This window comes from Pseudomonas sp. N2-3-1-14, assembly GCF_041228395.1.
GTDB lineage: Bacteria > Pseudomonadota > Gammaproteobacteria > Pseudomonadales > Pseudomonadaceae > Aquipseudomonas.
Genome location: NZ_CP166199.1, coordinates 5,474,879 through 5,487,685, shown reverse-complemented (window position 1 = coordinate 5,487,685; position 12,807 = coordinate 5,474,879). Strand labels below are relative to the sequence as shown.

At 61.5% G+C, this 12,807-nt stretch carries 13 protein-coding genes; 6 read left to right on the top strand and 7 right to left on the bottom strand.

What is annotated here, in order from left to right; genetic code table 11:
• Positions 1 to 220: 220 nt before the first annotated feature.
• Positions 221 to 673: an Lrp/AsnC family transcriptional regulator gene (locus AB5I78_RS25410; protein ID WP_145162303.1), complete on the bottom strand. Its 453-nt coding sequence runs from the start codon at positions 671 to 673 to the stop codon at positions 221 to 223.
• Positions 674 to 833: 160 nt separating this feature from the next.
• Here AB5I78_RS25410 and yedA point away from each other — a divergent pair, with 160 nt between their 5' ends.
• Both yedA and AB5I78_RS25400 read left to right on the top strand, forming a co-directional pair.
• Entirely contained in the window at positions 834 to 1,730 is an 897-nt protein-coding gene (gene yedA / locus AB5I78_RS25405) for a drug/metabolite exporter YedA (RefSeq protein WP_106579323.1), read from the top strand.
• A gap of 48 nt (positions 1,731 to 1,778) precedes the next feature.
• Positions 1,779 to 3,116 (top strand): DEAD/DEAH box helicase, encoded by a 1,338-nt coding sequence (locus AB5I78_RS25400; RefSeq protein WP_369302457.1) that lies wholly within the window; start codon positions 1,779 to 1,781, stop codon positions 3,114 to 3,116.
• 122 nt (positions 3,117 to 3,238) lie between these two features.
• Here the strand turns inward: AB5I78_RS25400 and AB5I78_RS25395 are convergent, their stop codons facing one another.
• Together AB5I78_RS25395 and AB5I78_RS25390 are read right to left on the bottom strand one after the other, a co-directional pair.
• A complete protein-coding gene (locus tag AB5I78_RS25395) occupies positions 3,239 to 4,465 on the bottom strand; it encodes a TIGR03862 family flavoprotein (protein WP_369302458.1) in 1,227 nt (408 codons plus the stop codon).
• Positions 4,466 to 4,635: 170 nt separating this feature from the next.
• Positions 4,636 to 5,556, bottom strand: a complete 921-nt coding sequence (locus AB5I78_RS25390) for a histone deacetylase (protein ID WP_369302459.1) — start codon at positions 5,554 to 5,556, stop codon at positions 4,636 to 4,638.
• A 76-nt stretch (positions 5,557 to 5,632) separates the two neighbouring features.
• Here AB5I78_RS25390 and AB5I78_RS25385 point away from each other — a divergent pair, with 76 nt between their 5' ends.
• From AB5I78_RS25385 to AB5I78_RS25375, 3 genes are read left to right on the top strand one after another with little or no spacing between them, the layout of a single operon-like run.
• Complete coding sequence (locus tag AB5I78_RS25385) at positions 5,633 to 6,202, top strand: GNAT family N-acetyltransferase (RefSeq protein WP_242200343.1); 570 nt, start codon at positions 5,633 to 5,635, stop codon at positions 6,200 to 6,202.
• A 41-nt stretch (positions 6,203 to 6,243) separates the two neighbouring features.
• A complete protein-coding gene (gene tesB / locus AB5I78_RS25380; protein WP_145162285.1) occupies positions 6,244 to 7,113 on the top strand; it encodes an acyl-CoA thioesterase II in 870 nt (289 codons plus the stop codon).
• Positions 7,110 to 7,697: an HAD family hydrolase gene (locus AB5I78_RS25375; RefSeq protein ID WP_369302460.1), complete on the top strand. Its 588-nt coding sequence runs from the start codon at positions 7,110 to 7,112 to the stop codon at positions 7,695 to 7,697. Before tesB ends, AB5I78_RS25375 begins: the two co-directional genes overlap by 4 nt.
• A 135-nt stretch (positions 7,698 to 7,832) precedes the next feature.
• Here the strand turns inward: AB5I78_RS25375 and AB5I78_RS25370 are convergent, their stop codons facing one another.
• From AB5I78_RS25370 to AB5I78_RS25360, 3 genes are all read right to left on the bottom strand, one after another.
• Positions 7,833 to 8,819, bottom strand: a complete 987-nt coding sequence (locus AB5I78_RS25370; RefSeq protein ID WP_369302461.1) for an alpha/beta hydrolase — start codon at positions 8,817 to 8,819, stop codon at positions 7,833 to 7,835.
• Positions 8,820 to 9,707 carry a neutral zinc metallopeptidase gene (locus AB5I78_RS25365; RefSeq protein ID WP_369302462.1) on the bottom strand — a complete coding sequence of 296 codons (888 nt, stop codon included), beginning with the start codon at positions 9,705 to 9,707 and terminating at the stop codon, positions 8,820 to 8,822.
• 171 nt (positions 9,708 to 9,878) lie between these two features.
• Positions 9,879 to 10,295 carry a membrane lipoprotein lipid attachment site-containing protein gene (locus AB5I78_RS25360; protein ID WP_145162277.1) on the bottom strand — a complete coding sequence of 139 codons (417 nt, stop codon included), beginning with the start codon at positions 10,293 to 10,295 and terminating at the stop codon, positions 9,879 to 9,881.
• A gap of 197 nt (positions 10,296 to 10,492) precedes the next feature.
• On the opposite strand from AB5I78_RS25360, the gene AB5I78_RS25355 reads away from it, so the two are divergent.
• Positions 10,493 to 11,371 (top strand): DMT family transporter, encoded by an 879-nt coding sequence (locus tag AB5I78_RS25355; RefSeq protein WP_145162274.1) that lies wholly within the window; start codon positions 10,493 to 10,495, stop codon positions 11,369 to 11,371.
• A 1-nt stretch (position 11,372) separates the two neighbouring features.
• Here the strand turns inward: AB5I78_RS25355 and AB5I78_RS25350 are convergent, their stop codons facing one another.
• Entirely contained in the window at positions 11,373 to 12,707 is a 1,335-nt protein-coding gene (locus AB5I78_RS25350) for an MFS transporter (protein WP_145162271.1), read from the bottom strand.
• Between the last annotated feature and the right edge of the window lie 100 nt (positions 12,708 to 12,807).

Genomic DNA, 12,807 nt, shown 5'->3' with positions numbered 1-12,807 from the left:
CTTCGTCAATTTCGGCTTGCACTTCCGGTCACCGAAGGGCCGATGACGTGGGGAAGACTAGCGGCTGAATTTAGCTGGAACAAGGCATGAAATGTCGCTCGGAAACGTCCTTCAAAAGAATGGGAAGCGGTGACACAACTGACGCCATCGCAGGCAAGCCAGCTCCCACAGTAAATTTCCTGTTTGTTCGTTCCCACGCTCCGCGTGGGAACGATCGGTGTCAGGTGGCTTTCCCTTCCAACTGCCCCAACGGCACCCGCCGCGCTATCGCGCTCGACAAAATGATCGAGGTTTTGCTGAACCCGAACTTCGCCACTCGGTTGATCAGGTTCTCCAGCTCCGGCATCGAGCCCACCGCGGCCTGCATGATCACGCACGGGTCGCCTGTCACGCGGTGGCATTCGGTCAGTTCGGGTATTTCAGCCAAGGCGTCGTAGACCTTTTGGCTGCCATTGTTGGTCAGGCGCAGCTCTATCGTGCATTGGATCGGCAAACCGATTTTGGACAGGTCGACCTTGGCCTGATACCCGGTGATCACCCCGCTGGCTTCCAGCTTGGCCACGCGTTCAGCCACGGCGGGGGCGGAGAGGTTTACGGTGCGGGCCAACTGCGCATAGGAAGCGCGGCCATCTTCGAGCAGGGCGCTGAGGAGCATGCGGTCGTATTTATCCATGATAAAGCTCCGGTGATGCATGGCTTTCGAATGCACGGGTTATAGCCTTCATAACCATGTTTTGAAAAGTGTATGGGCGCTTTAAACAGGTTTTGTAACTTATGTTCAGCGTGCTGCCTTTTTAGAATAAGCCTCCAATATTCTGCCGCAGAGCTACCCAATGCCTGGCCCACGTCGCTTTCCCTTACCGTTGATTGCCGCTTTTTTTGCGCTGTATGTGATCTGGGGTTCTACCTACCTGGTAATTCGAATTGGCGTGGAGTACTGGCCACCGCTGATGTTGGGCGGGATTCGATTCCTGGTAGCGGGGTTGGTGATGTATGGCTATTTGCGCTGGCGCGGGGCGCCTGCGCCGACGTGGGTGCAGTGGAAGGCGGCGGCCAAGATCGGCGTTTTGCTGCTGACCTTTGGTAATGGTGCGGTGACGGTTGCCGAGCACACGGGCGTTGCTTCCGGCGTGGCCGCGTTGGCGGTGGCGACGGTGCCGTTGTTCACCTTGCTGTGTGGGTATTTCTGGGGCGCGCGTAATACGCGCCTGGAATGGGCCGGGGTGGTGCTGGGGATTATCGGCATCGCCATGCTCAACATGGGCTCCAACCTGCAATCGAGCCCCACCGGCGCCATGTTGCTGCTGTTCGCCGCTGCCTCCTGGGCCTTCGGCTCGGTGTGGAGCCGGCACTTGCCGTTGCCTGCCGGCGCCATGGCCAGTGCGGCCGAGATGATCATCGCCGGTGCCCTGCTGCTGGTGGGCAGTGCGCTGACCGGTGAGCGCCTGCATTCAATCCCGCCGATTGAGGGCTGGCTGGCCTTGGCTTACCTGGCCGTGTTCGGCTCGATCATCGCCTTCAATGCCTATATGTACCTGCTCAAACACGTGCGCCCGGCGGCGGCGACCAGTTATGCCTACGTGAACCCGGCCGTCGCGGTGTTGTTGGGTATTGTGTTCGTCGGCGAGACCATCGGCATGGAGGAAGCCTTGGCGATGCTGGTGATCATCAGCGCGGTGTTGCTGATCAGCCTGCCCCAGTGGCGAAAGCCCAAGCCGGAAATAAGGTAAACTGCCGCGCATTACGCCCTTGCGCTGAATTTTTCCTACGGTAAACACATGACTTTCGCCACCCTTGGCCTGATCGAACCCTTGCTGCGCGCCCTTGAGACGCTTGGCTACCAGACCCCGACGCCGGTGCAGGCGCAAGCCATTCCGGCGGTGCTGGCCGGTCGCGACCTGATGGCCGCGGCCCAGACCGGCACCGGCAAGACCGCAGGTTTCGCCTTGCCGCTGCTGCAACTGCTGACCATGGAAGGGCCGAAAGTCGCCGCCAACTCGGCGCGTGCGCTGATTCTGTGCCCGACCCGCGAGCTGGCCGAGCAGGTTCACGCCAGCGTCGCCGAATACGCCCAACACCTGCCGCTGACCACCTACGCGGTGTACGGCGGCGTGAGCATCAACCCGCAGATGATGAAGCTGCGCAAGGGCGTCGACATTCTGGTCGCTACCCCTGGCCGCCTGATCGACTTGTTCCGCCAGAACGCGCTGAAGCTCAACCAGCTGCAAACCCTGGTGCTGGATGAAGCCGACCGCATGCTCGACCTGGGCTTCTCCGAAGAGCTGGCGAACATCTACCGCATGCTGCCGAAAAAGCGCCAGACCCTGCTGTTCTCCGCGACCTTCTCCGATGAAATCCGCTCGCTCGCCGGGCAGATGCTCAACGACCCGCTGAGCATTGAAGTGAGCCCGCGCAACGTCGCCGCCAACACCGTGAAGCAATGGGTGGTGCCGGTGGACAAGAAGCGTAAGCCGGAGCTGTTTGTGCACCTGATGCGCAAAGGTCGCTGGAAGCAGGTGCTGGTGTTTGCCAAGACCCGTAACGGCGTGGATGCGCTGGTGGACAAGTTGCAGGGCCTGGGCATCAATGCCGACGGCATCCACGGCGACAAACCGCAAGCAACCCGCCAGCGTGCGCTGGATCGCTTCAAATCCAGCGACGTGCAGATTCTGGTGGCCACCGACGTGGCAGCCCGTGGCCTGGACATCGAAGACTTGCCGCTGGTGGTCAACTTTGACCTGCCGATCGTGGCCGAAGACTACATTCACCGTATCGGTCGCACCGGCCGTGCGGGCAACACCGGTGAGGCGATTTCGCTGGTGTGTGCCGATGAGGTGAACATGCTGTCGGCCATCGAGATGCTCACGCGTCAGACCCTGACCCGCAAAATGGAGCCGGATTTCGAACCTGAGCACCGCGTGCCGGACACCGACGCCAGTGGGCAAGTGGTGAAGAAACCGAAGAAACCGAAGAAGCCCAAGACGTCGGGCGGTGGCGGTGGTAAGCGTAATTTGGGTAAGTGGGTGGACAGCGGGGACGTAGCGCCGGCTGAACCGTCGATCAAGCCGGTGCGCAAGGTGCCGGTGTTCAACACCGGGCCGCGCAAGAAGAAGTGATTTTGCGTCGCTGCTGATGGCCTCATCGCAGGCAAGCCAGCTCCCACCTTTTGAATGTATTCACAGCTCAAAATGTGGGAGCTGGCTTGCCTGCGAGGGCGGCTCTGAATTCACCGCCGATTTCAGCGCCTAAGCCACTCCAGCATGCCCCGCGCCGCTGCCCGCCCACTGGCGAAGCACCCCGTCAGCAAATAGCCGCCCGTCGGCGCTTCCCAATCGAGCATCTCCCCGGCGCAAAACACGCCCGGCAATTGCTTGAGCATCAACCGCTCATCCAGCGCCTCAAACGGCACACCACCCGCCGTACTGATGGCTTCATCCATCGGCCGCGTTTTCACCAGCGTCAGCGGCAATGCCTTGATATCCACCGCCAGCTGCGCCGGATCATGAAAGTGTTCCGCAGGTGCCAACTCACGCAACAGCGCCGCCTTGACCCCGTCCAAGCCCAACTGACTGTGCAAATGTTTGCTCATCGAGCGCGAACCACGCGGCTTGGCCAGTGCAGCCTGCACCTTGTCCAGCGGCTTGCTCGGCAGCAGGTCGATATGCACCGTGGCTGAGCCATCGCGATTGATCGCTTCACGAATCGGCGCCGAGAGCGCGTAGATCAAGCTGCCCTCGATGCCCATGGCGGTGACCACGCATTCGCCCAACCGAGGCTTGTCATCCGCCACGCCGATGGCGACGTTTTTCAACGGCGCGCCGGCGAATTTGCTCACCATCAATTCGCTCCAGGCCGACACCTCAAAGCCGCAATTGCTTGGTTGTAACGGCGCGTAAGGCACGCCTTTGTCTTCCAGCAACGTGAGCCAGGCGCCATCGGAGCCCAGGCGCGACCAGCTGCCGCCGCCCAGGGCCAGCAACACGGCATCGCTGTGGACAGTTTTTTCGCCGTCCGGGCTGTGGATAAGTAAACCGCCGTCGGCCGTCCAGCCCAGCCAGCGATGGCGGGTGTGGATAACCACGCCTTGTTCGCGCAGGCGTTTGAGCCAGGCGCGCAGCAGCGGGGCGGCTTTCATGTCGGTAGGAAACACGCGGCCGGAAGTGCCGACAAAGGTTTGTATGCCCAGCCCATGAATCCACTCGCACAACGCCTCGGCACCAAACGCTCGCAGCAGCGGCGCCATGTCTGGCGCGCGTTCGGCGTAGCGCGACAGGAACGCCGGGTAGGCCTCGGAGTGGGTTATATTCATGCCGCCCACGCCCGCGAGCAGAAACTTGCGGCCCACCGATGGCATGCCGTCATACAGGTCTACCCGCACGCCCGCCTGGCTCAAGACTTCAGCGGCCATCAGCCCGGCTGGGCCGCCGCCGATAAGAGTGACGTGTCGAGAAGGGAGCTGAGGCATGGGCAAGGCTACGGTCGCTGAATAGGCCGAGCATTCTACCCGACGGCAGCGTGGCTGCCTGATCAAAAAACGTACACTTTCCTACAGGCCATACGGCTGTTCGCTTTCAGGCGCTTACGCTCAAGTTATCCACAGGCCGTTCCACAGGCATTGTGGGTAACGCTCACACTTCAATGACAGCCTGATGACGTCCACACCCGCTGAGCGCTGTGGTGCAGGATGCCATGACGGCGGGCCAGGGCCGGGCGGTCTTTGCTGTAGCCGCCACCGATCACGCCCATCACCGGAATGTCGCGGCCCAGACAGTGGCGCATCACGCTTTCATCACGGGCGGCGACGCCTGCGTCTGTCAGCTTGAGGTAACCGAGGGCGTCGTCTTTGTGCACATCGACACCGGCGTCGTACAACACCAGGTCAGGCTGATAGAGCGGCAGCAAGTAGTTGAGCGCATCGTCCACCACCTTGAGGTAATCGGCGTCGCCCATGCCCATGGGCAGCGGGATGTCCCAGTCGCTCTGGGCCTTGCGTGCGGGGAAGTTCTTTTCGCAATGCAGCGACACGGTGATGGCATCCGGCGTGTCGTGGAGGATGCGTGCAGTGCCGTCGCCCTGGTGCACGTCGCAGTCGAAGATCAGCACGCGGTTGACCCGGCCGCTGGCCAGCAGGTAATGGCTGATCACCGCCAGGTCATTGAAGATGCAAAAGCCGGCCGGGTAATCGTAATGGGCGTGGTGGGTGCCGCCCGCCAGGTGGCAGGCCAGGCCTTGTTGCAGCGCTTGTTCGGCCGCGAGGATCGAACCGCCGACCGCGCGCACGGTGCGCCGCGCCAGGGCTTCGTTCCACGGCAGGCCGAGGCGCCGTTGGTCTTCGCGGGACAACTCGCCGCCCATGTAGCGTTCGATATACCCAGCGTCATGGGCCAGGGCCAGAATCTCGGGTGGGCACAGTTCGGGGCGCAGCAATTGGCTGTCCTCGGTCAGCCCGCTGTCCACCAGGTGATCGCGCAACAGGCGAAACTTGTCCATGGGAAACCGGTGGTCTGCCGGGAACTCAGGGCTGTAGTCATCGTGGTAGATCAATGGCAAGGGCATGGGATTTTCTGACGGGAACCTGCGAAGGATCTTACCAGCGCTGTACACTCACGCACATGGCAAGGGAGGGGGACCCATGGAGCCGATACTGGAATTGGAAAGCGCGCGCTTGCTGCTGCGCCAATGGCGCGACAGCGACTTAACGGAATTTGCGCGCATGTGCGCCGACCCGCAGGTGATGCGTTATTTCCCGGCCAAGTTGAGCCACTTGGAAAGCGCGGCGTTGATTGGCCGGATTCGCGGGCATTTCGCTGAATACGGCTTTGGCCTGTGGGCCTTGCAGCGCAAGGACACCGGCGAATTTATCGGCCTGACCGGGCTGCTGAATGTCAGCTTTGAAGCGGACTTTACCCCGGCGGTGGAAATTGGCTGGCGCCTGGCCCGCGAACATTGGGGTTTGGGCTACGCCAGTGAGGCCGCGTGGACCGCGCTGCGGTGTGGTTTCGACCGACTGCAGTTGGATGAAATTCTCGCCTTCACCACCGAAACCAATCTGCCATCACAAAAAGTCATGCAGGCCATCGGTATGCATTACGATCCCCAGGCAGATTTTGAACACCCCAAGGTCGCAGCCGATGACCCGCTGCGCCATCATGTTTTGTATCGCATCACCCGCGCCCAATGGTTGGACACGCTGCACGGATAAGCAGCCCGGAATGCCCTCTCGATTGTTGTAGGAGTTGCTCTATGAGCCAAGTATTGGAAGATCTGGTGGACTTGCTGACGCTGGAGCCGATCGAGGAAAACCTCTTTCGCGGCCGCAGCCAGGACCTGGGTTTTCGCCAACTGTTCGGTGGTCAGGTGCTGGGCCAGTCGCTGTCGGCTGCCAGCCAGACCGTAGAAGAAGCGCGACATGTACATTCCCTGCATGGTTATTTCCTGCGCCCCGGCGATGCGTCATTGCCGGTGGTGTATTCGGTTGACCGTGTGCGCGATGGCGGCAGTTTCAGCACGCGCCGCGTCACGGCTATCCAGAAGGGCAACCCGATTTTCACCTGCACCACTTCGTTCCAATATGACGAAAAGGGCTTCGAGCACCAGACCACCATGCCTGTGGTGGTCGGCCCGGAGAACTTGCCTTCGGAGCTGGAACTGACCAAGCAGCGTGCGCACCTGATCCCCGAGCACATGCGCGACAAGTTGCTGTGTCCCAAGCCGATCGAAGTGCGCCCGGTGACTGAAAAAGACCCGTACAACCCGCAGCCGTCCGACCCGGTCAAGTACGTGTGGTTCCGAGCTGACGGCGCGCTGGCCGACGCGCCCGCGCTGCATAAATACCTGCTGGCCTACGCCTCGGATTTCGGCTTGCTGACCACCTCGTTGCTGCCCCATGGCAAGACCGTGTGGCAAAAAGATATGCAGGTCGCCAGCCTCGACCACGCGCTGTGGTTTCATGCCGACTTGCGCGCCGATGACTGGTTGCTATACGCAATGGACAGCCCGTGGGCCGGCAACTCGCGCGGTTTCTCGCGCGGCAGCGTGTACAACCGCGCCGGGCAACTGGTGGCCTCGGTGACCCAGGAAGGCTTGATTCGCCATCGCAAGGACTGGGCATGAGCCTGTCCGACGTTAAGCATTGGGTGTTTGACATGGACGGCACCCTCACGGTGGCCGTGCATGATTTTGCGGCGATTCGCGTGGCCCTGGAGATTCCGCCCGAGGACGACATCCTCACGCACCTGGCGGCCTTGCCGACGGACGTGGCGGCGGCCAAGCACGCGTGGTTGCTTGCGCACGAACGCGAGCTGGCTGTGGGATCAGTGGCGGCGCAAGGGGCGGTGGAGCTGGTGCGCGAGCTGGCCGGGCGCGGGTATCGCCTGGGCATCCTGACGCGCAATGCGCGCGAGCTGGCGCACATCACCCTGCAAGCGATTGGCCTGGCGGACTGCTTTGCCGTCGACGATGTGCTGGGGCGTGAAGATGCGCCGCCCAAGCCGGACCCGGGTGGGTTGCTGAAACTGGCAGAAGCTTGGGAGGTTTCGCCGGGCGAAATGGTGATGGTCGGGGATTACCGCTTTGACCTCGATTGCGGGCGGGCGGCAGGAGCCAAGACGGTATTGGTTAACGTGCCGGAGAACCCGTGGCCGGAACTGGCGGATTGGCATGCTGAAGATTGTGCGGTGCTGCGCCGGATGATCTAAACCAGGCACTGAAGAGCCAATGTGGGAGCGGGCTTGCCCGCGAAAGCGGTGGATCAGTCACTGATGAGTCGACTGAAAATCCGCCTTCGCGAGCAAGCCCGCTCCCACATTTTTATCCGCTTTCGTCAGCTGTTTTTACTTAGAGAACAACACCTTCTCGCCCTCAGGCGAAGTAAACATCTTATCCCCATCGTGCCCAACCCCTGGCACTTCCACCAACCTCTGAGTCAGCTGCGGATGACGCTGCTTGAGGTAATCAAAATAGTTGTGCCCACGAATCAGGCGATACGCGCCCTGGGTTTCGGCCTCGCAGCTTTTATCCAGCGCCGGGTGGTTCGGGTCGGTGTCCTGCTGGCCGAGCAAGTAGGTGATGTCGCGTGACACGTAAGCCTGCTCAAGCTGCTGGGCACTCTGGCCCTTGGCGTAGTCCGGCAGGTTTTGCATGCCGTACTTCCAGTCGTTGAAGCCAGGGCAACTGGCCGTGTCGAATGTCACCGGGCGTTGCGGGCTGAAATAGGCGTAGGACGACGGGTTGGCCACCACATAACGCAGGCTGATGCCTTCGGTTTGCAGCAGCGGGTGGTCGTGGCCGGTGAGGGCGAAACGCTGCACCACCTGGCCGCCGCCGGAATGGCCGGCCACTACGATTTCCTTCAACGCCGGGAACAGCTTGCGGTTGCCCAGGTGCTTGATGATCTGGTCCAGCGCGCCGTAGGAACTGAGCTGACCTGGGCCCGTCGAGGCGTCGCCGGCCATCCAGTCATTGCCGTTCCAGCGCAGCACCTGGCTGCCCAAGTGGTTGCGCTTTATGTCGGACTCGTTGAGAAATTGCGGCGCGATCACCAGGGTTTTGGCCGCAATCCCGGCGTTTTCGGCGGCATCTTCGCCGCTTTGCAGGTAGGTCTGTGCATTGCGCAGGCGGCCATGCACGATGATCAGCGCGCGGGTCACGTTGGGCAGCGGCTGGTTCCAGTCCTGGCTCAAGCCCAGGCTCAGGTCACCGGCGTCCAGGTGGAAACGATCGGGGCTGACCACCTTGACGCCGTGTTCTTTCTCGGCGGCCCAGGTGGAGGAGGAACAGGCAATCATCACGCCGAACAGCAATCCCAATCGTTTATTCATCTAAAGACTCTTCGCTGTAAAAGTGTCGCATTGAGTGATCTGGCCCGCTGCGAAGCCGGTTTTGAACCAGCGAACGCGCTGCGCAGAGGTGCCGTGGGTAAACGAGTCCGGCACCACGCGGCCCTGACCCTGCTGTTGCAAACGGTCATCGCCGATGGCGTTGGCCGCATTCAGTGCTTCTTCGATATCGCCGGGCTCCAGCCAGTTCAGGCGTTTTTGCGCACGGTTGGCCCACACGCCGGCAAAGCAGTCGGCTTGCAGCTCCTGGCGCACCAGCAGGCCGCCGTCGCCTTGCATCTGGCGGCCCTGCTGGCGCGCGGTTTGAATCTTGGCCGAGATGCCCAGCAGCGTTTGCACGTGGTGCCCGACTTCGTGGGCGATCACGTAGGCCTGGGCGAAATCGCCGGCGGCCTGGAAGCGTTGCGACATTTCCCGGAAGAAATCCAGGTCCAAATACACCTGCTGGTCAGCCGGGCAATAAAACGGGCCGCTGGCCGAGGTGGCGCCACCGCAGGCGGAATTGACCCGACCACGGAACAGAATCAGTTTCGGGTTCTTGTAGACCAACCCGTTTTCCTTGAACACCTGGCCCCAGGTGTCTTCGGTGTCACCCAGAATCGCGCGGACGAAATCGGCCTGCTGGTCATTGGCCGGCGGTGCCTGGCGCGACTGCGTGCTCACTGACGGCGCTTGCTCCGCTTGGCCGGTCAACTGGCCGAGGATCTGCAGCGGGTCCTGGCCGGTCAGCCAGCCAATACCGACGATCAGCACAATTGCCGTCAGGCTCAGCCCCTTGCCGCCGCCAAACCGCATGCCGCCACCGCCGCCGCCACTGTCATCGCGGGCATCTACCACGTTGTCGCTGCGTCGGCCTTTTTTCCATAGCATGGGGCAATCCTCTCGTTAAACCTGTCGAACACTTTTGTAAGAGCAGTGTTGTTGGTGCGTATGAATGGCGCCAGCCCGGCTGTCCGACAAGCAACAAGAGTTGCCTAGTATTGCTGCTGTCAGGCCGTGCAGGCAGGGGCGCCAGATGAAAGTTGTGTCAGCTTGATTGGGTCAGTCGCGGCAATAGCCTTCGCCGGTATCGACGATCAGGCAGTCCTTTTTATCCGCCAGCCATTTCAGGCCAGTGGCCTCACCGTCACCGGCGCTCAATTGTTGCGGGCCGTCCGGGCGGGTAAAGGCGATACCGTCTTCGTTGGCTTCACCTTTGAAGGTGCCTTCGTCGTCGGCGTCAAGGCCGTACTTCATGGTCAGAACGTAGTGGCCGCGGCCGATGCTGTCGTCCTTGGCGATGGTCAGGTTCAGGCCTTCGACGCCGATCCACTTGCCGACCCATTTGTCGGTGGGCGGCGTGGCCGGTACCAGGGTGGCCTGCACCGAGGCCGGGGCGGGCTTGGGTGCTTCTTTGGACTCTTGGTTACAAGCAGTGAGCAGGACGAGAGCAGAAAGAGCAAAGAGTGTCTTTTTCATAGCGGCAAGGCCTTGGTTAAAAAGTGCAACGCGCGGGCAAAGGTGCAGCGTTGGACTCGAATCCGGTGATTTAGTGCGCTGTTCGCACGCTGTTTGGTTATGCTCTTGGGGCGCACGCAGGCCCGCCTGCTAGATTACCGGGTTGAGCGCTTGCGTGTTCAGTGCTCAGCATTCAGCCCGCCATGCAAGAGAATTCAATGACTGTCAGTACACCCCTTTCCGGCGTCAACCATCCCTTCAAAGGCATTTTGCTGATTGTGGTGGCAACGTTTCTGTTTTCCAGCCACGACGCCTTGTCCAAATACCTGGCCGGGTTCTACCCGATCGTGATGGTGGTGTGGGCGCGGTACCTGGTGCACACCTTGCTGATGGCCGGCATTTTCCTGCCGCAGTCGGGCTTGCGCGTACTGCGCAGCAAACGCCCGGGCATGCAGGTGGTGCGTGCGTTGTGCCTGCTGGGCACCAGCCTGTTTTTTACCGCGGCGCTGCACTACATCCCTTTGGCGGAAGCCACGGCGGTGAACTTCCTGGCGCCGATCCTGGTGACAGCATTGTCAGTGCCCTTGCTAGGTGAACACGTGACACGTGGCCAATGGCTGGCGGTGATCTGCGGGTTTGTCGGCGTGCTGATCATCATCCACCCCGGCGGTGAGCTGTTCACCCCTGCGGTGCTGCTGCCGCTGTGTTCGGCGTTGTTCTTCTGCTTCTACCAGCTGCTCACGCGCATCCTCAGCCAATACGACACGCCGACCACCAGTAACTTTTTCGCCGGCCTGTGCAATACCCTGGTGATGAGTGCGATGGTGCCGTTCTTCTGGCAGTTGCCCACGGTGTGGCATGGCGTGCTGATGCTGGCGCTGGGCACGTGCGGCATGACCGCGCACTTGATGTTGACCCAGGCCTTCCGCTTTGCGGCGCCGGCCTTGCTGGCGCCGTTCGGCTACTGCCAGATCGTGTTTGCGGGGTTGTTGGGCTGGCTGGTGTTCAACCATACCCCCGACATGACCACGGTGGTCGGCATCGGGGTGATCTGCATGAGTGGGTTGGCCGCTGCCTGGCAGCAGCGGCGGCGCTGAATCAAGCCTCGACTGTTGGAATCTTGCGAGGCGCCATGAAGTACATCCAGGTCAGCGCGATGAAGTACATCGCCGGGATCAGGGTGAACAGCACGGTGTAGTTGTTGTTCGTGACCGTGAGGATGTGGCCGACGATCTGCGTCATGAACATGCCGCCGATGGCTGCGCACATGCCGCCGAAACCGAACACCGTGCTCATCATGTGCTTGGGCGTGTAGTCCATCACCAGGCTCCAGATGTTGGCGGTCCAGGCCTGGTGCGCGCCGATGGCCAGGGAGATGGCGAACACGGCGACCCACAACTGGCTGGAGCCGGCGGCCATGATCACGCCGACGATGCAGCAGGCAAACAGCAGCATCGACAACAGCCGCGCCTTGATCGGATTCATCCCACGGCCGATCAGGAATGACGACAGAATTCCCCCACCCACGCTGCCGAAGTCGGCTGTCAGGTAAATGATGATCAGCGGGATGCCCATTTGGGTCACGTTGATGCCCAGGTTGTATTGCTGGTTCAGAAACGGCGGCAACCAGTACAGGTAGAACCAGAACACCGGCGCGGTCAGTGCGTAGGCGAGGGCGAAGGCCCAGGTGCCGCGCATGCGCAGGATGCGGCTGAAAGGCACACTGGGTTGCTCCGGTTCGACTTCCTGTAGCACGTAGTCCAATTCGGATTTTTTGACCGTCGGGTGGTCTTCCGGGTTGTAGTACTTCAGGCCCCAGCACACCAGCCAGATCCCGCCCAGTGCCGACATGCACAGGAACGCCGCCTGCCAGCCCCACACGTGAAGGATCAATGGCAGCAGCATCGGCGTCATCATCGCGCCCACATTGGTGCCGGCGTTGAAAATACCGGTGGCCACCGCGCGCTCACCGGCCGGGAACCACAACCGCGTGGTCTTGACGCAGGCCGGGTAGTTGGCGGCCTCGGTCAGCCCGAGAACGAAGCGGCAGACCATAAAGCCGACGGCCGACGTCGCCAGGCCATGGGCGCCCGTGGCGATGCTCCACAGCAACACGGCGCAGAAAAACACGCGCTTCACGCCAATTCGGTCAATCAGCCGGCCTTGCAGCACAAAGCCGATGGCGTAGCCGACTTGGAACCAGAAGTTGATGTTGGCGTAGTCCATCGCCGTCCAGCTCATCTCCTTGGCCAGGATCGGTTGCATCACGCCCAGCGCGGCGCGGTCGATGTAGTTCAGGGTGGTGGCGAAGAACACCAGGGCCAGCATGCCCCAGCGGGTTTTGCCCACGGCCATGGCGCCGCGGATTTTGTCGCCGATGCCGCTGTGCGGATTGCTGTGGCGCACGGCCACGGCGGGAGTTTGCGAAGGCATGAGGTCGTACCCGTTTTTTTGAAATTTTTATGGTGTGTTCTGGGTCTTGATACGTGTTCGATGGTGCGCAGTGGCTAAAAACTCGTCAATTCGCGGATTA